Below are 24,965 nucleotides of genomic sequence, written 5' to 3'. Positions count from 1 at the left end.
GACAAGCCCGCCGGGATGGTATAGACAGTTGTCTTTCCGCCGCCCCTGCGGCGCGCTTGCTATGGACACTCCCCCCGATGATCACCCCCCTTTCCGATGCGCTGGCCGAGCGCGGATATACCTCGCTTACCGATGTGCAACAGGCCGTCACCGCCCCTGAACTGGCCGAAGCGGACCTGTTGGTGTCCGCCCAGACCGGATCGGGAAAGACGGTAGGGTTCGGTCTGGCGATTGCCCCCACCCTGTTGGGCGATGCCGATATGATGCCCCCGCCCGCCGCGCCGATGGCGCTGGTGGTGGCCCCGACGCGGGAACTGGCCTTGCAGGTGCAGCGGGAACTGGCGTGGCTCTATGCAAAAACCGGGGCTACGGTGGTATCCTGCATCGGCGGTATGGATGCACGGACCGAACGGCGTGCGCTGGAACGCGGGGCGCATATCGTGGTGGGAACACCGGGGCGGCTGCGCGATCATATCGAACGCGGGGCGCTGGACCTGACCGACATTCGCGCCATCGTGCTGGACGAAGCCGATGAAATGCTGGATCTGGGGTTCCGCGAGGATCTGGAATACATGCTGGGCGAAGCGCCGGAAAACCGCCGCACGCTGCTGTTTTCGGCCACTGTCCCGCCGTCCATCGTGGAACTGGCAAAACGCTATCAGCGCGACGCTGAACGCGTCACCACCCTGACCAAGGGCCAGCAACACAGCGACATCGAATATCAGGCCATCCAGGTGGCCGCCGTTGACGCCGAACATGCGATTATCAACCTGTTGCGGTTCCATGATGCGCAAACCGTGATCGTATTCGCCAACACCCGCGCCGCCGTGGCGCGTCTGACCGCGCGGTTCGCCAATCGCGGCTTTGCGGTTGTGTCCCTGTCCGGGGAACTAAGCCAGGACGAACGCAGCCATGCACTTCAGGCGCTGCGGGACGGACGGGCGCGGGTTTGCGTGGCCACCGATGTGGCGGCACGCGGCATCGACCTGCCCAATCTGGAGTTGGTGATTCATGCCGATCTGCCCACCAACACCGAAGCGCTGCTGCACCGTTCGGGCCGCACAGGCCGCGCCGGGCGCAAGGGGATTTCGGCGCTGATCGTGCCGGACAAGGCCACGAAAAAAGCCGCCCGCCTGCTGGGTTGGGCCAAGATCGAAGCAAACTGGGGCTTTGCCCCCACGCCCGAGGAAATCCGCGCCAAGGATGAGGCCCGCCTGCTGGCCGATCCGGCATGGACCGATCCCATGAGCGAGGAAGAAACCGCCTTTGCCGATACGTTGCTGGAACAATACAGCCCGCAGCAAATCGCAGCGGCCTGTTTGCGGCTGTATCAGGGCAAACTGTCCGCCCCCGAAGAACTGAATACCCCGATTTTGCCGCGCGAACCCCGCGAACCCAGAGAGCCGCGCGATCCTCGTGCAGCGTTCGGGCCGTCGGCATGGGTGTCGCTGTCTGTGGGCCGGGTGAACAATGCCGAAGCGCGCTGGCTGCTGCCGATGCTGTGCCGCGCGGGCAATCTGGAAAAATCGCAGATCGGGAAAATCCGCGTCGCAGAATCCGAAACCTTTGTGGAACTGTCCGAAAGCGCCGTGGACGGGTTCGAGGCGTTCCTGCAAGACGGAATGCTGGAGGACGGGATCAGCGCAAAACGCGTGGATGGTGTGCCAGACCTGCCGCCGCCACCGCGCCGGGACAAGCCGGGCTTTGATCGCGGCGCCGGGGGCCGGGGCGGGTTCGAGCGGGGCGGCAAACCGCACCGCAAAGGACCGCGCAGCGATGACGACGCAGCCGAACGGCCCGCGAAATGGGACCGCCCGTCGAAACGGCGCGACGATGACGACCGTCCCGCCCGCGATGCACGCCCCGACCGCAAGCCGCGCGACAAGGCGGTTTGGGATTCCGCGTCCCCCAAGCGGGACCGTGGCGAACGGGCCGGTCGCGATGATGGCCCCCGTGGTAAGGACAAGAAATCCTTTGGGGACCGGCCTTTTGGGGACAAACCCGGCAAGAAACCGTTCGGCAAATCCGGGGGCGATGCACCGCGCACACCCTATAAGGGCCGCAGCGATGGCGATGCGCCGCGTGGGAAACCGGGGAAATCCTTTGGCGGGAAACCTGATGGCAAACCGGGCGGCAAACCGTTTGGTGGCAAATCTGACGGCAAACCCGGTGGGAAGCCCTTTGGCGGGAAACCCGGCGGCAAATCTTTTGGCGATAAGCCGGGGGGCAAGTCTTTTGGCGGGAAACCCGACGGCAAACCGTTTGGCGGCAAGCCTGACGGAAAACCGGCCAAGCCGCGCGGGGCAAGCGATCCCAGCGTATCGCTGGGCCGCCCTCGCATAAAGGGCAAAGGCGGCGATGCGCTGCCGCGCCGCAAACGGTAAGCACATGCAAAAACGCCCCCGGTCAAACCGGGGGCGTTTTGATTTAGGGGCTTACAAGCCGCGCGCAATGACCATGCGCTGCACCTCGGACGTGCCTTCGTAAATCTGGCACACGCGGACATCGCGATAGATGCGTTCCACCGGGTAATCGGCCAGATAGCCATAGCCCCCGTGGATCTGAATAGCCGCAGTGCAAACCTGTTCGGCCATTTCCGAAGCAAAGAGTTTCGCCATTGATGCTTCGGTCAGGCAGGGTTTGCCCTGTTGCCGCAGGGCAGCGGCGTGCAAAACCATATGGCGGGCGGCTTCGATCTTCGTGGCCATATCGGCCAGCTTAAACGCGATGGTCTGATGCTGCATGATCGGCTTGCCAAAGGTGATCCGTTCCTGCGCATAGGCGCGGGCCGCGTCAAACGCCGCGCGGGCCATGCCCACCGATTGCGAGGCGATACCGATACGCCCCCCCTCAAGGTTAGCCAGCGCGATTTTATACCCTTCGCCTTCGGCACCCAGACGATTTTCCACCGGGATACGCATATTGGTAAAGGCCAGCGCACAAGTATCAGAACTGTGCTGCCCCAGTTTACGTTCAACCGAAACCACCTGATAACCGGGTGTATCCGTGGGCACGATGAAAGCGGTGATGCCCTTTTTACCCGCGTCGGGATCGGTAACGGCGAACACGATCACCACATCGCCGTTTTTCCCCGAGGTGATGAATTGCTTCACCCCATCCAGAACATAGTGATCCCCATCGCGCCGCGCACGGGTTTTCAGCCCCGACGCATCGGACCCGGCCTGTGGTTCTGTCAGGGCAAAGCCGCCAATCCATTCACCCGCCGCCATTTTCGGCAGGAAACGCTGTTTCTGATCCTCGGTCCCGTATTTCAGGATCGGCACACATCCGACAGAACTGTGAACCGATACGATGGTGGAACAAGCGCCATCCGCAGCGGCGATTTCTTCCAGTGCCAGCGCATAAGACACCATGCCCATGTCCGAACCGCCATAGGATTCAGGGACCAGCATCCCCAGAAAACCCAGATTTCCCATCTCTGTCAGTTCGGCCTTGGGAAAGGCGTGTTCCTCGTCCCGCTTTGCCGCGCCGGGGGCCAGTTGTTCCTGTGCAAAGGCGCGGACAGCGTCGCGCACCATTTCGTTGGTTTCATCCAGTTGCATCAGACAATCCTTTCCAGACCAATCGCCGTGGCTTCGCCACCGCCGATACACAGGGACGCCACCCCCCGTTTCAGATCATATTTCTGAAGCGCCGCCAACAGTGTAACCATCACCCGCGCCCCGGATGCGCCGATCGGATGGCCCAAGGCGCAAGCGCCACCATGCACGTTCACCTTATCATGCGGCAGGTCCAGATCGCGCATTGCGGCCATTGCGACAACGGCAAAGGCCTCGTTAATTTCAAACAGGTCTACGTCTTTCATCGCCCAGCCGGTTTTATCGGCCAGCTTTTGCATGGCACCGATGGGGGCGGTGGGGAAATTATACGGTTCATGCGCGTGGGTGGTGTGGCCCGTGATCCGCGCCAGCGGGGCCAGGCCACGTTTTTCAGCCTGTGACGCCCGCATCATCACCAGCGCCGCCGCCCCGTCGGAAATCGAGGACGCATTGGCCGCCGTCACCGTGCCGTCCTTGCGGAAGGCGGGTTTCAGGGTCGGGATTTTGTCCAGCCGCGCCTTGCCGGGTTGTTCGTCAATGCTGACAGTCACATCGCCCTTGCGGGTTTGCAGGGTGATCGGGGCCACTTCGGCGGCAAAACTGCCGTCTTCGATAGCTTTCTGCGCCCGCTTCAAGGACGTGATCGCAAAATCGTCCTGTGCCTGACGGCTGAACTGATAGGCCTGCGCGCAATCTTCGGCAAAGGTGCCCATCAGACGACCCTTGTCATAGGCATCTTCCAAGCCATCCATGAACATGTGATCCACAACCGCGCCGTGGCCCATGCGATAGCCGCCCCGCGCCTTGGGCAGCAGATAGGGCGCGTTGGTCATGCTTTCCATGCCGCCCGCCACGATCACATCGGCACTGCCCGCAATCAGCATATCATGAGCGAACATCGCTGCCCGCATTCCAGAACCGCACATTTTATTCACGGTGGTCGCGCCCGCGCCCAGCGGCAAACCGGCCTTTATGCCCGCTTGACGGGCCGGAGCCTGCCCCTGCCCTGCGGGCAGAACGCAGCCCATGACAACCTCTTGTACCGCATCGGCGGACAGGCCCGCGCGGGTCAGCGCCGCAGCAATGGCGGCCCCGCCCAAGGTCGAGGCGTCAGCGTCAGACAGATCGCCCTGAAAGCCACCCATAGGGGTCCGGGCCATGCCCACGATAACGATGGGATCAGAATGAGACATTGGAAAGCTCCTTATTTCGCGGCCATGCGCAGCGCACCGTCCAGTCGGATGACTTCGCCGTTCAGCATGGGGTTTTCACAGATATGGCGCACAAGCGCAGCAAATTCAGCGGGGTTGCCCAGCCGGGATGGAAACGGAACCGATGCCCCCAACGCATCCTGAACGTCCTGTGGCATGGCGGCCATCATCGGAGTGCCGAAAATGCCCGGCGCGACGGTCACAACACGGATGCCATACCGCGCCAGTTCGCGGGCTGCGGGCAAGGTCAGCGCCGCAACGCCGCCCTTGGATGCGGCATAGGCCGCCTGCCCGATCTGCCCGTCATAGGCCGCGATGGACGCGGTGTTGACGATCACGCCACGTTCACCATCCGGCCCCGGTGCCTGCTGGGAAATCGCATCCGCCGCCAGCCGCAGCATGTTGAAGCTGCCCACAAGGTTGATCGAAATGGCGCGGGCAAAGCTGTCCAGAGCATGAGGACCATTACGGCCCAGAATTTTTTCGCCCGGCGCAATACCTGCGCAATTCACCAGCCCGTCCAGCCGCCCGAACCCATCCAGCGCGGCAGCAATGGCGGCCTTGCCATCGGCGTCTTGCGTTACGTCGGTCTGGCAAAACCGGGCGGTTTGACCCAGCTCTGCCGCCTTGGCGGTGCCCGCGTCGGCGTTGATGTCAGCCAACACGACGCTGCCGCCTGCGGCCACGATCATATCCGCCACAGCCGCGCCAAGACCCGAACCTGCCCCCGTGACAACAAAGGCCTTCCCGTCGATTTGCATGATGTCTCCTCCGATACCGTATCGCGGCGCAGCTTAGGCCGGACGGCATGGCAATCAATGACGCTAAATATCTTGATTTATGATCGGTTTTGCCAGTATCGCACAGGGATGAAGCAACCGCCGATTTCTGCTGGATTTGTCGAAGATGCGCTGTCCTGTCTGCGGGCGGGGGGGCATGACCCCGCGCTTTTGCTGGCAGAACTGGGGATGATCCCGCCTGTTGGCCCGGTATCGGCGCAGGACTATGGGCGGCTGTGGTGGCTGATCGCCCAGACCATGCAGGACGAATTTTTCGGCCTTGGGGCGCGGCCCATGCGGCCCGGCAGTTTCGCGCTGCTGTGCCATGCGGTGCTGTCGACTGGGACGCTGAAACAGGCCTTGCACCGGGCGCTGTCCTTTTTGAACGTGGTGCTGGATGGCCCGACCGGGCAATTGACCCTGCGCGAGGGCGAGGCGCGGATCACCCTGCAAGACGAAATGCAGCGATCGGCTTTTGCCTATCGGACCTATTGGTTGATCCTGATGGGCGTGACCTGTTGGCTGGTGGGGCGACGCATTCCACTACGGCGGCTGGATTTCGCCTGCCCTGCCCCACCGGACCGGGCGGATTATCGGCAATTTTTCGGCGTTCCCGTGCAGTTCGATGCCCCTGAAACCCGGCTGGTTTTCGATGCGGCCTATTTATCGCTGCCGGTGATCCGAGGGGACGCTGCGCTGAAAACATTCCTGCGCGAAGCCCCGGCGAATATCCTGATCCGGTTCCGCCACGATCAGGGAACCGCGATCCGGGTGCGCGGGATATTGGCGGATTTGCCCCCGACGGATTGGCCCGGATTTGACGCGCTGGCCGGACGGATGGGGGTATCCCCTGCCACACTGCGCCGCCAGTTGCGGGCGGATGGGCAAAGCTATCGCGCGATCAAGGACGAATTGCGCATGACCCGCGCCCAGCGGATGCTGGATACGGGCGGGGTCAGCGTGGCGGATGTGGCCGCCGCCGTGGGCTATAGCGAACCCAGTGCGTTTTTCCGCGCCTATCGCAAATGGACAGGCCGCAGCCCGCGCGGTTGATCCGGGGGGCGGTTCCGGGATAGCAAAGCCCAGACCCCGACGTGAAAGACCCCGCAATGACATTTGATTTTCAGCATATATTACGGGCGCTTGGCCCGGCCATTCCGTCCGGCCCGTGGAAAGAGGCATTGCGCGCCGGGCTGGGGGCGCTGATCGGGTTGGGCTGCGTGGGGCTGTTTATATTGTCCCCCTTGGTGGACCTGCGGACCGGGCTGTATCTGATCGCGCCGTTCGGAGCGACATCTGTTCTGGTGTTCGCAGTGCCAAACAGCCCGCTGGCACAGCCGTGGTCTGCGGTGGTGGGGAACATGTCGGCGGCGTTGGTGGGGGTTGGGGTGTGCCTGTTGGTGCCGGACCCTGCGCTGCGCGTTGCGCTGGCGGTGGGGCTGGCGATTGCGGTGATGACATTGCTGCGGGCGGTACATCCCCCAGCCGGGGCCGTGGCCATGACAGCCGCACTTAGCCCCGATGCGGTGCAATCGCTGGGGGTCTGGTTTGCGCTGGCCCCGGTTGGCGTGGGAACGGTGTTATTGGTGGTCCTTGCCACGATTTACGCACGCATCAGCGGACGGCATTATCCCTTTCGTCAATTCGAGGACCGCAATTCCCACGGCACCCATGACCCGGAACCGGCGGAACGTTTGGGCCTGAACGAGGACGACCTGACCGGCATTCTGGACCGCTATCGCCAATCGCTGAATTTGGGGGTCGAAGATCTGGCACGCCTGATCGGGGCCGCCGAAATCGAAGCGGCGCGGCATCGCACCGGGCCTGCCACGGCGGACGATATCATGTCGCGCAATCTGGTCACGGTTGGGCCGGATACGCCGCTGAATCAGGTCGCGGACCTGTTTCGGCAACATGGGTTCACGTCCTTGCCCGTGGTGCAGGACGGCGACAAGTTTCTGGGGGTAATTTTCCAAATTCACCTGATCCGCCGCGCACGTGAGGATGCGTTCCGGCTGGATCGGCGGTTTTCGGCGGCAATGGCACGGCTGCTGGACCAAAACCGGGACAGGCCCGTGTCGGCCAGCGAAATCATGGCGACAGCCATGCCCCGCGCCCTGCCCACAACCCCGGTGGCCGCCCTGCTGCCGATGATGTCCGAAGGCGATTGCGATGCCGTTCCCGTGCTGGACCGGGGTCAGATCGTGGGCATCGTAACCCGCACCGATCTGATCGCAGCACTGGCCCGGCACAGCCTGTCCGCGCCCGAGACACCGCTTTAATCGCGGGGCGTGTCAGCCGCCTTGCAGATTGTATTTGTCGGCCAGCAGGTCCAGCGCCTTGGCAAAATCGGCGAACCCCGCCCCCAAATCCGCCTCGATCTGGGCTTGCAAGGTCAACGCAAGCGGTTGAATTTCCGCCACAAGCGCCTGACCTTCGGGCGTCAAGGACAGATGCACCAGCCGCTTATCCTCGGGGTGGGGGCGTTTGGCGACCAAGCCCCGCCCTTCTAATCGGGATGCCGCGCGGCTGACTTTGGATTTTTCCATCACCACGCTGGTTTCAATGTCGCGCACGGATGCGCCGCCGGAATGGGACAGGTGGACCAGCACCCGCCAATCCGGGATCGAGATACCGAATCTTTGCCGATATTGCCGCGCCAATGCCTCGCTTAGCAATTGAGCGGCCAGCGCCAGTTTGTAGGGGGTGAACTGGGTCAGATCGAACACCGGCTGGACTGCGCCATCGCCGCGAACACTGTCGTCGTTCATGTATTTCCCCTTCTTTCAAATGGTTGGGAACGGAATACCCCATCCCAACCTGTCACATTCAGACCGCAGAAAAAAGCCGCTTTCGATTTTCGTTGCATATGCAACGTATTTATGGGATAAGACCGCAGACCGATGCGGAGGAGGCACGGCACAGCCCTCTCCCCCGCCTGTTGCAACCGACCCAAGGAAAGAAAACAGATGGCCAAGGCATTCGCGTCCCAAGGGGACATGACCGAAAAAAACATCAGCTTCACCGAGGTAGGCGAAGGCCTGTATGCCTTCACCGCCGAGGGCGACCCCAACAGCGGCGTCATCATCGGCGATGACAGCGTGATGATCGTCGAGGCGCAGGCCACCCCGCGTCTGGCCAATAAGGTAATCGAATGCGTGCGCTCTGTTACGGATAAGCCAATCACCCATGTGGTTCTGACCCATTACCATGCCGTGCGTGTTCTGGGGGCCAGCGCCTTTGGGGCGCAGCAGGTGATCATGTCGGATGCCGCCCGTGCGATGGTGGTGGAACGCGGCCAAGAAGACTGGGACAGCGAATTCCAGCGTTTCCCGCGCCTGTTCGAAGGCCACGAAAGCATCCCCGGCCTGACCTTCCCGACCACCACCTTTAGCGACAGCATGACGGTTTATCTGGGCAACCGCCGGGTGGACATCAAGCAAATCGGCCGCGCTCATACGGCGGGTGACGCGGTGATCCATGTGCCCGATCAGAACGTGATGTTCACCGGCGACATCGTGGAATACCATTCGGCCTGCTACTGCGGTGATGGGCATTTCGGCGACTGGGGCAACACGCTGGACGCGATCAAGGCCTATGACGTGGACGCCATCGCGCCGGGCCGGGGCGATGCGCTGGTGGGCAAGGAAATGGTGAACGCCGCCATCGAAAACACCCGTGATTTCGTGGACAGCACCTATCGCCCGGTGGCCCGTGTGGCCGCCCGCAACGGCACCCTGAAAGAAGCATGGGATGCCTGCCGCGCCGAGTGTGACCCGAAATTCGCGGATTACGCGATCTACGAACATTGCCTGCCGTTCAACGTGGCCCGCGCCTATGACGAAGCCCGCGGCATCGACACCCCCCGCATCTGGACCGCCCAGCGCGATCTGGCAATGTGGGACGCACTGCAAGGCTGAACATTTACGGACTAGCCCCACACGGGGCCGGTTCCTGCGCCTTAATACCAAGCGGGCTTGCGCACAGGCCGCCCGCATTCGGAGGAGACACCATGTTTGACGACAGATATACGCTCGCCTTCAAACGCTACCCCTACAAAAAATCACCCGATCAGGACGCCGCAACGCCGGTGCGTCATCCGGTTGTGGTGATGGGTGGCGGCCCCATCGGGGTGGCAACCGCGCTGGATTTAGGCCAGCAGGGCATTCCGGTTCTGGTACTGGACGACCACGAAGGCGTGGGCATGGGCAGCCGTGCCATCTGTTTCGCCAAACGCTGTCTGGAAATCGCTGACCGCTATGGCTGTGGCAAACCGATGGTGGAAAAAGGCGTGGTGTGGAATCTGGGCAAAGTGTTCCACAAGGACCGCAAGGTTTTTGAATTCAACCTGTTGCCCGAAGAAGGCCATGAATACCCGGCCTTTATCAACATGCAGCAGCCCTATTTTGAAAGCTTCATGCTGGATCGGTTCGAGGCCATGCAGGCCGAGGGCGCGCCCCTTGAAGTGCGCGGCAAAAACCGGGTCGAAAACGTCATTCCGCATGACGATTATGTGGAAATCGAAATTCTGACCCCGGACGGGACTTATACAATCGAAGCGGATTGGCTGATCGGGTGCGATGGCGCATCGTCGCCGCTGCGGACCATGCTGGGCTATGATTTCACCGGCAAGGTTTTTCAGGACAGCTTCCTGATTGCCGATATCAAAATGAAGTCGGAAAACTTCCCGACCGAACGCTGGTTCTGGTTTGAACCGACCCACGGTCAGGGCGCATCGACCCTGCTGCACAAACAGCCCGATGACGTTTGGCGCGTGGATTTCCAGATTGGCTGGGACGTCGACCGCAAGGAAGAAATGAAAGAGGAAAATATCCGCCGCCGCCTGGATGCGTTCCTGGGCGAAGGCGTGGATTATGAAATGGTCTGGTCCTCGATCTACACGTTCCAATGCAAGCGGATGGATAATTTCCGTCATGGCCGCGTGTTCTTTGCCGGGGATGCCGCGCATCAGGTCAGCCCGTTTGGCGCCCGTGGGGCCAATTCCGGGATGCAGGACGTGGACAATCTGGGCTGGAAACTGGGCATGGTGATCCGGGGCGAAGCGCCTGACACCCTGCTGGACACCTATAACGAAGAACGGGTGCATGGCGCAGATGAAAACATTCTGAACTCCACCCGTTCGACCGATTTCATCACCCCGAAATCCAAGGTCAGCCATGTATTCCGCAACGCGGTGCTGGATTTGGCGGAACATTACGATTTCGCCCGCCCCATCGTGAATTCCGGTCGCCTGTCGGTGCCTTGCACCTATGACGGCCTGTCGCTGAACGGTCCCGACGCCCTGATTGGCGGCCCTGCCCGCAGCCGCCCCGGCAGCCCCTGCCCTGACGCCCCGTTGGGGGATGGGTTCCTGTTGGGTCAATTGGGCAGCCGCTTTCAGATCCTGACCATCGACGCCGATGCCCCGGACAGCGTGACCGAAGACGGCGTGACCGCCACCCGCATGGCGCTGTCGGCGGCAGACGATACCACGGGTGCCTTGGCTGATCGCTATTTGGGGACCACGAAATCCGGCGTTTATCTGATCCGCCCGGATCAGCATGTCGCCGCCCGCTGGGACAGCTATGACGAAACCGCGCTGCGGGCCGCCCTGCGCAAAGCCTGCGGAAAGGAATAACCTGATGGCAATGCTGAACACCCAACCCAATCTGGCAAAAGCGGATGATTTCTATGCCCGGCTGATCGCGGTCCATGACGGCCTAAGCGACGATGCCAGCATGGCCCTGAACGCCCGGATCATCCTGCTGATGGCCAATCACATCGGCGACCAAGAGGTGCTGGAACAGGTTCTGGCCGCTGCCAAGCTGGACTAAACCACACACCTAAAGACCCCGGTTCATCCACGCCGGGGTCTTTCCCGTCTTCGGCCTTTATCTTTGGGGCAGTATCCGGCACAAGACACAGAACACGGACCACAGCCATGCAACTGACCGATTTTTTCCCATATCGACTGGCCGTCACGGCGGAATCTTTTTCGCGTCATTTGGTGGACGTGTACCAAACCGATTTTGGCCTGACGCGCGAAGAATGGCGGCTTTTGTTTCTGTTGGCGGATGTGGATCAGATCACATCGCTTGAATTGTCCAAGCGTACCTCGCTGGACAAGGTACAGGTCAGCCGCGCGGCGGATCGGCTGAACAAAAAGGGGCTGATCACCCGCGCCACCCCATCCGAAGATCGCCGCCTGCGGCTGTATTCCTGCACGGAAAAAGGGCACGACCTGTTTGCCACGGTTCACCCGTTGATCCGGGCGCGTGCGGCGTCCATTCTGGATGCAATGCCCGATGCAGATCGCGCTGCGCTGGAACAGGGGATTACCGCGCTTTACGCCGCTATTCACAGGATCGACACGCAAACCGCCTGAACGCCAAAGGCCCGGTTTCAGACCGTCATATGCTGCTGACACCAATCCAGCAGGGCGGGCAAATCGCGCGGTAATTCCTGCGCCATATCCCCCGCGAACGCCTGAAACAAGGGCAGCTTTTCCCGGCCGACCCCGATCAACACGGGAATATCCCGCGCCAGTGCCTCGCCGATCAGTGGACGGACACCACGGCCCTCGGCTTCTTGCTTGCCGAATTTGTTCAGCAATAGAATTTGTGGCTGGCGCTCTAACGCTGCGGCCATCAACCCCACCGCCTGTTCCAACCCGTCTGGGTCCAAAGAACAGCCGGTAGCCATCGGGCCAAGATCCTGACTGATGCCAATCAGCGGGCCATCCGGCAGCAGATGCAAGGCCATACTTTTCTTTTGATTGGCAGACAGGCGCGTGGTTTCCTGAACCGCGCCAGTCAGTCTGACGCCTTGTACAATCAAGTCCTGCGCAAGCCGCTGTAAAATCGCATCGGCCTGCCCCGGTTTTTCAGAGATGATAAAGCCCAACATATGCGGCCCCTTGCAACGGATCATTCTCCCTTACAGGATGCCACTATGCTGCGAAAGGGCAGCAGGGTCGCAGGAAGGACCACATCATGACGAAGGTTCCGGGCGTCATACTGGCAGGTGGCAAAGCCAGCCGCATGGGCGGCGGCGACAAAGGCTTGCTGTCCTTGGCGGGGCAATCCCTGTTGGATTACGTCATCGCACGATTGGCCCCGCAATGCAGCGAACTTGCGCTGAACGCCAACGGAAACCCGGCGCGGTTTCAAAGGTTCCGGCGACCCGTTCTGGCGGATGGCATCGCGGATCAGCCCGGCCCGTTGGCCGGGGTTCTGGCTGCAATGGATTGGGCCGCAGCTTTGGGCGCGGATCGGGTGGTAACGGTGGCGGCTGACACACCGTTTTTTCCCCGTGATCTGGTGGCGCGTCTGGCAGAACCCGGCGGGCTGACGCTGGCCGCCAGTCAGGCCCCCGGCGAAACGCCGGTGTTACAGCCCATATTTGGAATGTGGCCCGTGGCGCTGCGTGACGATCTGGCCAATGCGCTGGAACGCGGGGACCGCAAGGTGCGGCTGTGGGCGGATGCGCATGGCGGCACGCAGGTCATATTCCCGCATGGTGGGGCGGACCCATTTTTCAACATCAACACCCCGCAGGATTTGCGTCAGGCCCGCGCCTTGGCCCGTGGGGATCAGTGTTTTCGGATGAAGTAAACCTGCGTTTCCGGGCTGGGGTCTTCCATCCCCAAAAGCTCGTACCCTGTTTGCGCACAAAAATGTGGCACGTCCACGATCGCCGCCGGGTCCGTTGCAATCAGGCGCAACACCTGCCCCGGTTGCAACGCCAACAACCGTTTCCGCGCCTTCAGCACGGGCAAGGGGCATAGCAACCCAGAAGCATCATAGCTGTCATCAAAAGTCATGACCAAGCTGGTAAACCAGCCATCCGGGGCTGTCTACTGGGACCGTCTGGCGCAAAACGATAAGGTATATAAATTTCATATACAGAAGATTAAAAACATATATTTGTTCAATGCCGCCACACTGGGCTAGGTCAGGCTGAAACTTTTCGGAGACCCGGCAATGGAAATCGACATTGACCACCTGCGCGGCTGGATTGGGCGCGAACAGAAAGACAGCGAACACCTCGACCCGACCTTAGTGCGCCAGTTCAATGCCACATTCGACCGCGATTCCGGGACTGAAATCGGTGACGTTGCCCCCCTGCTGATCCATTTTTGTCTGGCGCAACCGACTGTCCCGACGATGAAGTTGGGCGAAGATGGGCATCCCGCGCGGGGTGGGTTCCTGCCGCCCGTGCCATTACCCCGCCGCATGTGGGCCGGTGGCGCGATACAGTTTTTCGGTCCGATCCGTATTGGCGAAACTGTCACGCGCCGGTCCGTTATCACAGATGTAACGCTGAAACAGGGCCGCACCGGGCCGCTTTGTTTTGTAACCGTCGACCATGATGTGACCAGCAACGGGCTAAAGGTTCTGACGGAACGGCAGGACATCGTTTACCGTGGGGCCAGTCCGACCGGGACAACCACTACAGCCCCCGCCCCCGCTGCGATTGGGGAACAGCACCGTACCGTCACCCCGACCGCACCGCTGCTGTTTCGCTATTCCGCGCTTACCTTCAACGGCCACCGCATCCACTACGACAAACCCTATGCGACCGGGGTCGAAGGCTATCCGGGCCTGATCGTGCATGGCCCAATGCAGGCCACACAGCTGTGCCAATACGCTGCCGATCTTCATGGTAAACCGCCCAGATATTTCCGGTTCCGCAGCCTGTCGCCGATCTTTGATGACGCTGATTTCACCTTGAACGCCAGCACCGACGGCGCAGGTCTGAAACTGTGGACCGCCCGCACGGGTGGCCCTGTCGCGATGGAGGCACAGGCAGAATGGTAAACCTATCCCATATTCGCGCCCCGCTTTTCGTTCCCGCCTCGCGGCCGGAACGGTTTGCCAAGGCCGCAGGATCAGGCGCGGATGCCATCATTCTTGATCTGGAAGACGCCGTAGCCATCGCAGACAAGGACACCGCACGCGATGCGCTGCGCACGGATTTCACTGATTTGCCGGTCATTGTGCGGATCAACGCGGCAGGCACCGCCTGGCATCCAAAGGACATGGCAGCCGTGCGGGCCTTGGCACCCTCTGCGGTGATGTTGCCAAAGTCCGAATATCTGGCCGAAGTGTCGGCCACCGTTGCGGCCTTGCAGGGGATTCCGCTGATCGCATTGATAGAAACGGCCAAGGGCTTATCCAACGCCCGCGCCATCGCCGCGCTGCAAGGGGTGGAACGTTTGGCCTTTGGGTCTGTGGATTACTGCGCCGATCTGGGGTGCCACCACTTGCGCGACGTGCTGCTGCCCGTGCGCAGTGAACTGGTATTGGCGTCGCGACTGGCCGGGATTGCCGCCCCGATTGATGGCGTGACAACGCAACTGGATGATCTGGCTGTCAGCTTCGACGACGCGCTTCATGCACGGCACATGGGGATGACCGGAAAGCTGTGCATCCACCCGAAACAAATTGCCGACGTGTTACGCGCCTTCGCCCCCAGCGCCGCAGAACTGAACTGGGCGCGGCGGGTTCTGGAGTCCGGGGATGGGGCCGTATCGGTGGATGGCGCTATGGTGGATGAACCCGTCCGTATACGCGCCCGTGCCATACTGGCCGCATCTGAATAGGCGGCGACGCCCCCAAACACACAAAAAAGGGCAGCCCATCGCTGCCCTTTTGATTTTGTATGCCCGTCTGGTTCAGACGATGGTGATGTAGCTATCCAGATTGGCCATATCCCAAAACCCGGTCAGGGTAATGGTTTCGCCGCCGGTAAAGCTTAGCTCGATCCCAGTCGCCCCGTTGCTGGCATAGGCTGCAACAACCCCAGTGGCATCCAGCGGACCCGCCCCTGCCCACAAGCTGTCACTTAGGTTCAGCCGATCACCCGCAACGCCGTTAAAGTCACCGATCATATCCTGACCATCGCCAGCGGTGAACACGAACAGGTCAGCATCCGCGCCGCCCCATATCGTGTCATTCCCGGCATCCCCAACCAATGTGTCCGCCCCAGCGGCCCCCATCAACAGATCGTCGCCCCGGCCCCCGGTGATACTGTCGTTCCCGTCCAGACCAGCCAGCGTGTCCTGATCGTCGCCGCCGTCCAGCGTATCGTTGCCAGCCCCGGCCCAGATTTCATCGTTACCGTAATCGCCGGTGATATAATCATCACCCGCCGCCGCATAAATCGTGTCATGCCCGCTGCCGCCATGAATGACATCATTCAATGCGCCACCGCCCAGCAGGTCGTTACCCGCGCCGCCGTGCAATGTGTTGGCCCCGGTTCCACCCCAGATTTCATCGTTGCCATCGCCGCCTTCAAGGCTGTCGTCGCCAGCCCCGCCATACAGCGTGTCATCGCCAAGGCCGCCCAACAGCGTGTCATCGCCATCGACCCCGCCCAGCAAATCGTTACCTGCGCCGCCATCAGCCCAATCGCTGCCGGTGCCTGTCCAGATAATATCGTTGCCAGCATCGCCCCAGATCGAATCGTCACCAGCCCCGGCATAAAGGGAATCCTGACCATCGCCCCCATGCAGGCTGTCGGCATCTGCTCCACCGCCCAACACGTCGTCACCGCTGCCACCATAGGCAAGGTTCAGGCCATCGCCCAACCAGATTTCATCGTTCCCGCCCATGCCATAGGCCGTATCATTTCCGGCCCCGGCGTAGATCGAGTCATTCCCATCCAGTGCGCTTTCAACCGTGTCATCGCCATAGATCAGGTCATTGCCCAGATCGGCGCCCAACACATCCGCCCCGTTTCCCCCCATCAGGGTGTCATTGTCCGCCCCGGCCCAAAGCTGATCGTATCCAGCACCACCGTCCAGATAGTCGCGGCCTGCATTGCCCATCAGCATGTCATTTCCGGCCTCGCCGAACAGGCTGTCATTGCCGCCGCCGCCACCCAGCGTATCGTTCCCGGCATAGCCATGCGCAGTATCATCCGCCGCACCGCCATAGAACGTGTCATGCCCGCTGGTGCCGACATAGTTCACCCCAATGGGCGCCACAACGCCGGGCACATCCAGCACAACGCCGTGCATGTAATCGGCAACGCCGCCCACCAGCGCACCGGAGGCGTCGGTCACGGTCATGAAAACATCACCGTTCGGCAACAGCGACAAATCCCCCAGCAATTGCAATCCGGTGGTGTTGGGGTTGATCACGGCAGGGACGCTTTCCAGCGTACCGTCTGCGTTGACGATCACGCCCATTATGTCCAGATCGCCATAGGCCACGGCATGAGACCACACCACCATGATACGACCGCCAGACAGCCCCAGAATTTCATAGGGAACGGCACCGGGCTGCTGCACCACGTCATCCAGCACGGGGATCACCACGGTTGATTGATATTGTCCCGCCGCATCGTAACGGTCCAGACGCAGGGATTCGTCGTTGTCCGCGCCCAGTTGATGATTGTAGCCATAAATGACGGTGAAGCTTCCATCGCTTAGCGCGGCCAATCGCACACCGGAAATATAGCCGGTGGCATTCAGGAAAGGTTCAGGGTCATGCAGGAATTCAACCGGCCCGGTTGCACCGGGAACCGAGGTTGGGGCGCTGGTCAAATCCGCGCCCGTGATGCGGATGGAATAGCCGACCAAGTCGCCCTCGTAATTCAGGAACACCAGATCGCCAGAGGTGAGTTGCACCGCCTCCATTGTCGAGTTGCTGCTTTCCCAAATGCGGACGGGGGTGCCCAGCGTTTGCCCGTCATTACCCACGACGCGCGCCCATGTGCCCGCATCATCATAGATCGCCCCGCTTTCGCGGTAGCTGTACAACGTCAACGCCCCGCCCCCATCAAGGCTGATGATGTTGGACCGTGTGATGTTATTGGACAGCATTGAATTATAGTCAGACGGATCATACACCGCCAAATCCGGCGATACCTCGGCCGCCGCACCTTCGGCGGTGCCAGTCGCAGTAAAGCTGCGCACCATAGATTCATAGGTATAGACAGTCTGGCCGTCGCCCTGCACCGTTTCATGGTTCATCACGATCCAGTTGACAACATATCCGCCATCGGACAGCGCCGCGATCTGTGGCGCACCGTGAGAGCCGACATTGGTATCGTTCACAATGCTTGCCGGAACCGAAATCGTCCCATCGGGGTTCAGGATGCTGGTCCAGACCTGATAGTCGATCCCCGGAATAGACCCATCGCCGGGATATTCCCATTCGTTCCAAGCAACAGCGATGCGACCATCGCTCAATACCGTTGAAACGGGGTTGCTACCAAGGCGACCGAAAACCCCACTGCCGCTGCCGAAAATCGTATCAATTTGAGGGGTGATAGGCATGAATAAACCCTTTGCTCTAATGCACATCAAAACCGCGCCGATAAAATCCCAACACCGGGGGCGACGCAAAAACCAAGTTTTTCACGGTAATTCGATATCTGTAAAGCCGTTCCGATAGAAATATCACGCAACAGTTATGCCGCGCGATCCAATACCCCGGACCTTTAATCAGGGGCATCAAGGCACAGGCGCAGCGCGGCCACATCCCTATGTTGTACAGCCGTCCATCAAAATCTGTGGCGTGGGGCGCGCGCTATTGCCGGGCCTCTTCCTGAAAATCGGCAATCGGGATGCGGATACGGATGCGGTAAACGCCCTCTTCCTCTTGGGTTTCTACGACGCCTTCCATTTGCTGCACGAATGCTGCAATCAGCTTATCCCCCAATCCGGTTTCGGTGTCTGGCACATCCCGGCACACCTTGTTCCCAACCGAATTGGCCACCTCGAACACCACATCGTTTTCCCCTTCGCGGGTCAGGCTGATCTCTAGCCACGGTTTTTCCCCCGCGGGCGCCCCCATGTATTTCAGGGCGTTCATCACCATTTCCGACGCCGCCAAAGACAGGGGAACCCCCTGATCCGGGTACATCACCACTGGCTCGAACGCTTCGGAATACTGTAGCGCACGGGCGTCCGGCAGGGCCGAGGATTTGATCTGTTCCACGATGGTACGCAGCAATTCATCCGCCCGCACGCGTTCTTCGGTGGTGGTTTCGTATAGTTTCTGATGAACGCGCGAGATGCTCATCACCCGGCGATGGACCTCTTGCAGGGAATGGCGCACCTCCATGTTTTGGGTCTTGCGGATTTTCATGCTTAGAATCGAGGCAATCAATTGCAGGTTATTTTTCACGCGATGGTGGACTTCTTTCACCAAAATCGTCTTTTCGTGCAAAGAGTTATGCAACTCTGCCTCATCCTGAAGAACGCTTTCGGCCATCATCTTCCAGGTTTCGTCAATCTCGCGGATTTCGATGGGGACCGACCCATCATTGCGCGGTGGGGAAATGCGGCGGGTCCGCATGAACAACAACATCCGCGCCCGCAGGTTTCGCGTGGGCCGGATCACCATGCGCTGCACCGCGAAGAACGCCACCCCCAGACAGGCCAGCCACATCGCAACCGGAAACAGAACCGAATTTGTGATCTTGATGTTTTCCGTGACAAAGGAATGCTGCTCGTATTGCCATATCCCCATCGCATACGCCACGTTTGGCACCACTGGCACGACGGAATAGACCCGCAGCAGGCCATTGGCCGTTGTATCAATAAACGCCGTTTCCGGGTTGCCTACAAATTCCTTTAGATCGCGATTGATCGGCAGTTCCGATACGACCTCATCCAAGCCTTCGCTGCTGGTCATCACCTGCCCATCTGCATTGAACGTGATCAGGTTGACCAGCGACCGGACCGAGGCCTCCTCGATGTCGCCAAAGAACACCCGATGCGGCAATGATACAGCCACATACCCGGCGTATTGCCCGCGCTCCATCACCGGAACCGATACAATCAGGACCGAGGTGCCGCTGATCGGCCCGTTTCGGTTGATCGTCACACGCGGAACCGGCGTGTCCCGCATCAGGCTGAACAGGCTAAGGGCGGACAGATCCTTGCCTATCCCCGCCGAGGCACACTGAACCACCCCATCCCCGTCAACATATCCGGCAAATGAAAATGCCGGGTAGCTGCGCAGGAATTGCTGCAACTGAACGGCGCAGCCTTCGGGATTGTTGCGCAGAACCGGCAGCAACGCCTCAATAGCACCCGCCGCACCGAAAGCGGTGCGAATATGCGCCTCCTCTCCGGCTGCGGCTTCTGACGTCAGCGCCAGCAAACTGGCCTTGGTGCGATTATCCGACTCCCGGATCAGCAGCACGGTCTGCGTGACGGAAATCAATCCGATGGGCAACAGCGCCAACGCCAGAAGCGCCGCAATACGAAAAGGCAAAGTTTCGCTTTGATTGCGCAAGCGCTGAAACAGGGTGTTCACGCAGCGCCCTTTCGCGGCTGCATCGAATTGGTCACAACGGCCACTGTCTGCGCGTCCGTCAGTTCCATGCTTTCATCATCACGGATTTCCAACAACTCGGCCAATCGCGCCCGCCCCCCGTTGACCCGGCTTTTGATGGTTCCCACAGCGACCCCGCAGGTTTCAGCCGCTTCTTCGTAGGAAAATCCCGAAGCACCTACCAAAATCAGCGCTTCACGCTGTTCTTCGGGCAGGGTGACGAACGCTTTTTCAAAATCAGCCATGGCCAACCGCCCGTCATGGTGGGGTTTTTCCGCCAATGTGGCGGCCAGCGCCCCATCCACATCAGCCACTTCGCGGCGGCTTTTGCGCATCGCGGAATAGAATGTATTCCGCAAAATTGTGAACAACCATGCCCGCATATTCGTGCCGGGCTGGAATTTATCGAAATTTTTCCAAGCCTTCACAATGGTGTCTTGCACCAAATCATCCGCCTGCGAACCGTTACGCGTCAGACTGACGGCAAAAGCCCGCAAGGCCGGTAAATGGGTCACGATCTCGTCCCGCGGGTCCGGGGGCTGTGTGTTATGTCCCATCGGTGTTTTCCTGTTGCTTCAGCTTCTCCAGAAGCTCCAGAAACCTGTCTGGCACCTGTTCGTCTTCGACCTGTCGGTAAACCTTGCGCAGGTTATCGTCGATCAACTCTTCCAGACTGGACTTAGGCTGTTTCTCGGTCATACCGCTTTCTTTCCGCAACTCGTAAAAAATCTAATTCTTGGGGAACTAACTCAATTCTGCCGGGTTAGGTTCCAAGAAAGTTTGAAAAACAGTACGAGGAGCGCACATGTCACAAAACACCGAAAGCACTTTTTTGGCGGTGACTGTTGCCAATCTTCTGCCTTATCTACGGCGCTACGCCCGTGCGCTGACTGGCAGCCAGAAAACCGGCGACTCCTATGCCGCAGCCACGCTAGAGGCGCTGCTGGCGGATCGTTCGGTTTTTGAACAAGGGTTTTCGGACAAAGTGGCCCTGTTTCGCGCATTCCACCTGATCTGGACCAGCGCGGGCGCCCCTGTATCCGATCCCGAAGACGGCTTGGCCGCCCACGCCCAACGCCACCTGAAAGCCCTGACCGCTAACACGCGCGAGGCTTTGTTGCTGCACACGATCGAAGAATTCACTGCCATTGAAATCGCTCAAATCATGGGAACCAATGCGGCAGACGTTGATCGGCTGATCCACATCGCCCGCGCAGAAATGGAAGACAGTATTACAGGCCGTATTCTGGTGATCGAGGACGAGGCAATCATCGCCATGGACCTTCAGGATATCGTCGCGGACATGGGCCACGCCATCACCGGCGTTGCCCGTACACATGACGGCGCTGTTCGGCTGGCCGGACGCGACCACCCCGACCTGATCCTGTCAGATATTCAACTGGCGGATGGATCATCCGGGATTGACGCCGTGAACGAAATTCTGATTGCGGCCAGCGATATTCCCGTGATTTTCATCACCGCTTTTCCCGAACGATTGCTGACGGGGAAACGGCCCGAACCGGCCTTTGTAATCACCAAGCCCTATTCCGAACAACAGGTGCGTTCTGCTGTCAGTCAGGCAATGTTCTTTGCCAGCACCGAAACGCTGACCGCCTGAAATACGATCCGGCTATCCCTTCCGGAAACTCCCCGGCACCGAAAGGCGCCGGGGCTTTTTTATGCTTAGCCGTGGACCTGATGGCCCAGCCGGTCGTGATCGGCGGCATAGCGAATGAACATGTCAAAGCTGTCAGGATTGGCCATTGAATCACGATTGACCACCTTGGCCGGATCACCGCCCAGCAGCAGCTTTTTCACCGGCACTTCCAGCTTTTTGCCGGACAAAGTGCGCGGCACTTCGGGGATCGCAACGATTTCATCCGGCAGGAACCGCGCCGACACGCTGGCCCGGATCGACGCGCGGATTTTATCCAGCATTGCATCGTCTAACTCATGGCCCTGCGTCATCACCACGAACAGCGGCATGAAGCTGTCCCGACCCAGAAATTCCAGATCAACGACCAATGAATCCTGCACCTCGTCCAGCGCCTCGACCGCGCGGTAGATTTCCGAGCTACCCAAGCGCAGCCCCCGCCGGTTGATCGTGGCATCCGAACGGCCATAGATCACAGACCCACCTTCGGCTGTGATTTCAATCCAGTCCCCGTGCCGCCAGACACCGGGATAGGTGTCATAATAGCTGTCGATCAGACGCAGATTGCCCTCGTCACCCCAGAAATACAGCGGCATGGATGGCAATGGTTCGGTACAGACCAGTTCCCCAACCTCGCCAATCAGTTCATTGCCCATCTCGTCAAATGACCGAACCGCATTCCCCAGCGCCCGCGCCTGCATTTCACCTGCGCGCACCGGCAGCATCGGGTTGCCGCAGACGAAAGCCCCGGCAATATCCGTGCCGCCCGAAATCGGGGCCAGCCACGCATCCGTCGAAATTTCCCCGTATACCCAATCATAGCCTTCGGCGGTCATCGGTGATCCCGTCGCGCCAATCGACACAAGCGCCGACAAATCCAGTTCCGCCGCGGGCTTGATCCCGGCCTTTTGGCATCCGCTGAAATAGGCGGCCCCTGCCCCGAAATAATCCAGCTTTTCAGCCGCAACAAACCGCCAAACTTCCATCATATCGGGGTAATTGGCCGCCCCGTCGAACATGGCCACGGTCGCCCCTTTGGCCAGACAGGTCGCCTGAACGTTCCACATGATCCACCCCGAGGACGTCAGCCAGGAAAACCGCGTCTGGTCCGTCAGGTCCATATGCAGGCTGGCCTTCGCCCCTTCCAGCAACGCGCCGCCATGACCATGCACGATGGGTTTCGGGTTTCCGGTGGTGCCGGACGAATACACCACCCAGATCGGATGGGAAAAATCCACCTGTTCGATCTGCAATTCCGCATCGCCCTGCACCATGTCATCCCAATGCACGGCACCGTCGGGCAGATCCCCCACAATCGGCAGGATCACCTGCTGTTCCAGCGTTGGCAGGCCCGCAGCGATCCCGGCGATAATGTCGCGCCGGTCGATCATCTTGCCCATGTGGTTATAGCCGTCCTGCGCAATCAGAACCTTCGGTTCGATCTGCTTAAACCGATCCAGAATAGCGACATGCCCCATATCCGGCGCACAAAGCGACCAAATCGCCCCCAGACTGATCGTTGCCAGAAAGGCAATGATCGACAGTTCCGTATTGGGCAGGATGGCAACCACCCGGTCGCCCTTGCCCACGCCCATCCCACGCAGATGATCGGCCACATTGGCAACCGACTGGCGCAGCTCTGCCCAGCTATATTCCTTGCGGCCCACGGTTTGCGACTGCACGATCAACGCCTGCGCATCGGGCTTTGCATCCGCCCAACGGAACACCTGATCGGCAAAGTTCATTTCGGCGCCCACGAACCATTCCGCTCCGGGTTGTTTGCGCTCTTTCAGCACCACATCCCACGGCTTGCTGAATTTCAGATCGAAGAATTCCACGATCGAGGTCCAGAACCCATCCAGATCGGAAATGCTCCATTCCCACAGGGCGTTATAGTCTGCGAACTCCAGCCCCCGATGCGTCTTTAGCCATCGGATATATTCGGCCATCAGGCTGGCCTCGGCCCGTTCTTTGGTTGGGGTCCACAGAATTTTTCGATCTTCGCTCATGCCACCACTGCTCCATGTATCAATGCTTTCAACTCTGCCCGCGCGGGGTAAGAGCTGGAGGGGGACAATTGCGTAAAGAATACCACGCTCAGATCCAGCACCGGGTCCGTCCAGAAAAAGGTAGAGGCCATGCCCCCCCAACTGAAATCCCCAACGCTGCTGGGAACGCGGGTGCGCCCCGGTTCCAAAACCACCGAACCCCCAAGGCCAAAGCCCATCCCCTCCATCGGTTGTTCAGCGAAACTGGCCGGTCCCATCGAAGCGATATCGCCCCGCAAATGGTTCCGGCGCATGAAATCCACGGTTTTCGGGGACAACAGGCGTGCGCCCAATTCCCCACCACGCCGCAACATCTCGGTGAACTTCATGTAATCATCCAGCGTGCCGGTCAAGCCCCCACCGCCAGAGTGCATGGATGCCTCAAGGAACGGGGATGTTTGCGGATCGTCCACCCTGCGCAATGTTTCGGCCCCTTTCTGCGCCGAATTCAATGCCATCGCGTCCCCGGCCAGCGGCGTATACAGCGCGGCAAACCTGTCGCGGCCCTGCGGCACCACCGAAAACGCGGTTTCCGTCATGCCCAACGGTCCTGTGATTTCGTCGGCAAAGAACTCTGCCAGCGATTTGCCAGAAACCACTTCGACCACCCGGCCCAGAATGTCGATTGATACCGAATATTCCCAACGCGCACCCGGCTCAAACGCCAGCGGCAAATCCGCGACCTTATTGGCCATCGCTTCCAACGAGCCCTGATCCGGTTTGAACAGAATATCCACATCATTCATCACCGCAGGCAGTAGCCCCGGATTGAATGGATAGCTTAGCCCGGATGTATGGGTCAGCAGGTGATGCAAGGTTGGCGTTGCACAGGCTTTCACCTGCCCAATGTCCACCGCCCCCGGCAGCAGACAGGTCATATCACGGAACGCCGGAATAAACTCTGACACCGGCGCATCCAGATGGAACAGGCCCCGCTCGGCCAGCATCAGGATCGCGACCGAGGTCACAGGCTTCGTCATCGAATAAATCCGCGCCACGGTATCGCGCTCAAACGGCAAATTCCGTTCAATATCCCGCAGGCCGGTCGCGTGGTGATAGACTTCTTTGCCCCCACGCGCGACCAAGACCGAACACCCCGGATATTTCCGCGCGTCAACATAACGGTCCATCCAGGCACCAATCCGCGCCAAACGTCCCGCATCCATTCCCTGCTGTTCCGGTGTCACCCGTTCCATGCGCTCCCCCCTCTATATCTTCGCTTGGGGCAGCATGTTGCACGGAGGTGTTCAATTCAAGTCAGTAGGAACACTGATGTGAAAATAACAAAAGCCCGGCGCAAGGCCGGGCTTTGTATTAGGATCATCGTATATAGAGATTATTGGTTATTGCTAGGTTTGGCGGTTACCTACTCTCCCACATCTTGAGATGCAGTACCATTGGCGTAAGAGCACTTAACTT

General features: G+C 60.1%; 23 protein-coding genes. 11 read left to right on the top strand and 12 right to left on the bottom strand.

What is annotated here, in order from left to right; translation table 11 throughout:
• Window positions 1–77: 77 nt before the first annotated feature.
• Window positions 78–2,384, top strand: a complete 2,307-nt coding sequence (locus FN828_RS02415; RefSeq protein WP_142491800.1) for a DEAD/DEAH box helicase — start codon at window positions 78–80, stop codon at window positions 2,382–2,384.
• A gap of 51 nt (window positions 2,385–2,435) precedes the next feature.
• Here the strand turns inward: FN828_RS02415 and FN828_RS02410 are convergent, their stop codons facing one another.
• Genes FN828_RS02410 through FN828_RS02400 form a run of 3 tightly spaced genes read right to left on the bottom strand, consistent with a single transcriptional unit; the run spans window position 2,436 to window position 5,532 of the window.
• On the bottom strand, window positions 2,436–3,563 hold the full coding sequence (locus tag FN828_RS02410; RefSeq protein ID WP_142491799.1) for an acyl-CoA dehydrogenase family protein: 1,128 nt from the start codon (window positions 3,561–3,563) through the stop codon (window positions 2,436–2,438).
• Window positions 3,563–4,753, bottom strand: coding sequence for an acetyl-CoA C-acetyltransferase (locus FN828_RS02405; protein WP_142491798.1), 1,191 nt, complete (start codon window positions 4,751–4,753; stop codon window positions 3,563–3,565). The genes FN828_RS02410 and FN828_RS02405 overlap by 1 nt, the downstream gene beginning before the upstream one ends.
• Window positions 4,754–4,764: 11 nt before the next feature.
• Window positions 4,765–5,532 (bottom strand): SDR family NAD(P)-dependent oxidoreductase, encoded by a 768-nt coding sequence (locus FN828_RS02400; RefSeq protein ID WP_142491797.1) that lies wholly within the window; start codon window positions 5,530–5,532, stop codon window positions 4,765–4,767.
• 57 nt (window positions 5,533–5,589) lie between these two features.
• On the opposite strand from FN828_RS02400, the gene FN828_RS02395 reads away from it, so the two are divergent.
• Together FN828_RS02395 and FN828_RS02390 are read left to right on the top strand one after the other, a co-directional pair.
• Entirely contained in the window at window positions 5,590–6,603 is a 1,014-nt protein-coding gene (locus FN828_RS02395) for an AraC family transcriptional regulator (RefSeq protein ID WP_235891379.1), read from the top strand.
• A gap of 56 nt (window positions 6,604–6,659) precedes the next feature.
• A complete protein-coding gene (locus tag FN828_RS02390) occupies window positions 6,660–7,832 on the top strand; it encodes an HPP family protein (protein ID WP_142491796.1) in 1,173 nt (390 codons plus the stop codon).
• A gap of 12 nt (window positions 7,833–7,844) precedes the next feature.
• Here FN828_RS02390 and FN828_RS02385 read toward each other — a convergent pair whose 3' ends face one another.
• Complete coding sequence (locus FN828_RS02385) at window positions 7,845–8,321, bottom strand: MarR family winged helix-turn-helix transcriptional regulator (RefSeq protein WP_142491795.1); 477 nt, start codon at window positions 8,319–8,321, stop codon at window positions 7,845–7,847.
• Between the two features lie 198 nt (window positions 8,322–8,519).
• On the opposite strand from FN828_RS02385, the gene FN828_RS02380 reads away from it, so the two are divergent.
• From FN828_RS02380 to FN828_RS02365, 4 genes are all read left to right on the top strand, one after another.
• A complete protein-coding gene (locus FN828_RS02380) occupies window positions 8,520–9,470 on the top strand; it encodes an MBL fold metallo-hydrolase (protein ID WP_142491794.1) in 951 nt (316 codons plus the stop codon).
• Between the two features lie 92 nt (window positions 9,471–9,562).
• Window positions 9,563–11,188 carry an FAD-dependent oxidoreductase gene (locus FN828_RS02375; RefSeq protein ID WP_142491793.1) on the top strand — a complete coding sequence of 542 codons (1,626 nt, stop codon included), beginning with the start codon at window positions 9,563–9,565 and terminating at the stop codon, window positions 11,186–11,188.
• 4 nt (window positions 11,189–11,192) lie between these two features.
• Window positions 11,193–11,384, top strand: coding sequence for a DUF2783 domain-containing protein (locus FN828_RS02370; protein WP_221930521.1), 192 nt, complete (start codon window positions 11,193–11,195; stop codon window positions 11,382–11,384).
• Between the two features lie 107 nt (window positions 11,385–11,491).
• Window positions 11,492–11,935, top strand: coding sequence for a MarR family winged helix-turn-helix transcriptional regulator (locus FN828_RS02365; RefSeq protein ID WP_142491792.1), 444 nt, complete (start codon window positions 11,492–11,494; stop codon window positions 11,933–11,935).
• A 17-nt stretch (window positions 11,936–11,952) separates the two neighbouring features.
• Here the strand turns inward: FN828_RS02365 and FN828_RS02360 are convergent, their stop codons facing one another.
• The gene (locus FN828_RS02360; RefSeq protein ID WP_185958910.1) at window positions 11,953–12,456 is read right to left on the bottom strand and encodes a DUF2478 domain-containing protein; all 504 of its coding nucleotides are present in this window, start codon (window positions 12,454–12,456) and stop codon (window positions 11,953–11,955) included.
• A gap of 86 nt (window positions 12,457–12,542) precedes the next feature.
• Between FN828_RS02360 and mobA the strand changes: the two genes are divergently transcribed.
• Window positions 12,543–13,163 (top strand): molybdenum cofactor guanylyltransferase MobA, encoded by a 621-nt coding sequence (mobA, locus tag FN828_RS02355; RefSeq protein ID WP_142491790.1) that lies wholly within the window; start codon window positions 12,543–12,545, stop codon window positions 13,161–13,163.
• Here the strand turns inward: mobA and FN828_RS02350 are convergent.
• On the bottom strand, window positions 13,142–13,372 hold the full coding sequence (locus FN828_RS02350) for a sulfurtransferase TusA family protein (RefSeq protein WP_142491789.1): 231 nt from the start codon (window positions 13,370–13,372) through the stop codon (window positions 13,142–13,144). The two genes, mobA and FN828_RS02350, sit on opposite strands and share 22 nt — an antisense overlap.
• A gap of 160 nt (window positions 13,373–13,532) precedes the next feature.
• Here FN828_RS02350 and FN828_RS02345 point away from each other — a divergent pair, with 160 nt between their 5' ends.
• Window positions 13,533–14,369, top strand: coding sequence for an FAS1-like dehydratase domain-containing protein (locus FN828_RS02345; protein WP_142491788.1), 837 nt, complete (start codon window positions 13,533–13,535; stop codon window positions 14,367–14,369).
• Window positions 14,363–15,154, top strand: coding sequence for an HpcH/HpaI aldolase/citrate lyase family protein (locus FN828_RS02340; RefSeq protein ID WP_142491787.1), 792 nt, complete (start codon window positions 14,363–14,365; stop codon window positions 15,152–15,154). Before FN828_RS02345 ends, FN828_RS02340 begins: the two co-directional genes overlap by 7 nt.
• A 72-nt stretch (window positions 15,155–15,226) precedes the next feature.
• Here the strand turns inward: FN828_RS02340 and FN828_RS02335 are convergent, their stop codons facing one another.
• The 4 genes from FN828_RS02335 to FN828_RS02320 form a co-directional block, all read right to left on the bottom strand.
• Window positions 15,227–17,836: a calcium-binding protein gene (locus FN828_RS02335; protein WP_185958909.1), complete on the bottom strand. Its 2,610-nt coding sequence runs from the start codon at window positions 17,834–17,836 to the stop codon at window positions 15,227–15,229.
• Between the two features lie 253 nt (window positions 17,837–18,089).
• A complete protein-coding gene (locus FN828_RS02330) occupies window positions 18,090–19,784 on the bottom strand; it encodes a sensor histidine kinase (protein ID WP_142491785.1) in 1,695 nt (564 codons plus the stop codon).
• A gap of 38 nt (window positions 19,785–19,822) precedes the next feature.
• Window positions 19,823–20,401, bottom strand: a complete 579-nt coding sequence (locus tag FN828_RS02325; RefSeq protein WP_142491784.1) for an RNA polymerase sigma factor — start codon at window positions 20,399–20,401, stop codon at window positions 19,823–19,825.
• Window positions 20,391–20,543 (bottom strand): NepR family anti-sigma factor, encoded by a 153-nt coding sequence (locus FN828_RS02320; protein WP_142491783.1) that lies wholly within the window; start codon window positions 20,541–20,543, stop codon window positions 20,391–20,393. The genes FN828_RS02325 and FN828_RS02320 overlap by 11 nt, the downstream gene beginning before the upstream one ends.
• Window positions 20,544–20,649: 106 nt before the next feature.
• Between FN828_RS02320 and FN828_RS02315 the strand changes: the two genes are divergently transcribed.
• On the top strand, window positions 20,650–21,462 hold the full coding sequence (locus FN828_RS02315; protein ID WP_142491782.1) for a response regulator: 813 nt from the start codon (window positions 20,650–20,652) through the stop codon (window positions 21,460–21,462).
• A 65-nt stretch (window positions 21,463–21,527) separates the two neighbouring features.
• Here FN828_RS02315 and FN828_RS02310 read toward each other — a convergent pair whose 3' ends face one another.
• Window positions 21,528–23,507: an acetoacetate--CoA ligase gene (locus FN828_RS02310; RefSeq protein ID WP_142491781.1), complete on the bottom strand. Its 1,980-nt coding sequence runs from the start codon at window positions 23,505–23,507 to the stop codon at window positions 21,528–21,530.
• Window positions 23,504–24,712, bottom strand: a complete 1,209-nt coding sequence (locus FN828_RS02305; protein WP_142492038.1) for a serine hydrolase domain-containing protein — start codon at window positions 24,710–24,712, stop codon at window positions 23,504–23,506. The genes FN828_RS02310 and FN828_RS02305 overlap by 4 nt, the downstream gene beginning before the upstream one ends.
• Window positions 24,713–24,965: the final 253 nt, after the last annotated feature.

It is taken from the genome of Thalassovita litoralis, assembly GCF_900182725.1.
Classification (GTDB): domain Bacteria; phylum Pseudomonadota; class Alphaproteobacteria; order Rhodobacterales; family Rhodobacteraceae; genus Thalassobius; species Thalassobius litoralis.
The sequence above is the reverse complement of the archived record's forward strand: the minus strand, read 5'-3'. Positions and strand labels throughout refer to the sequence as shown.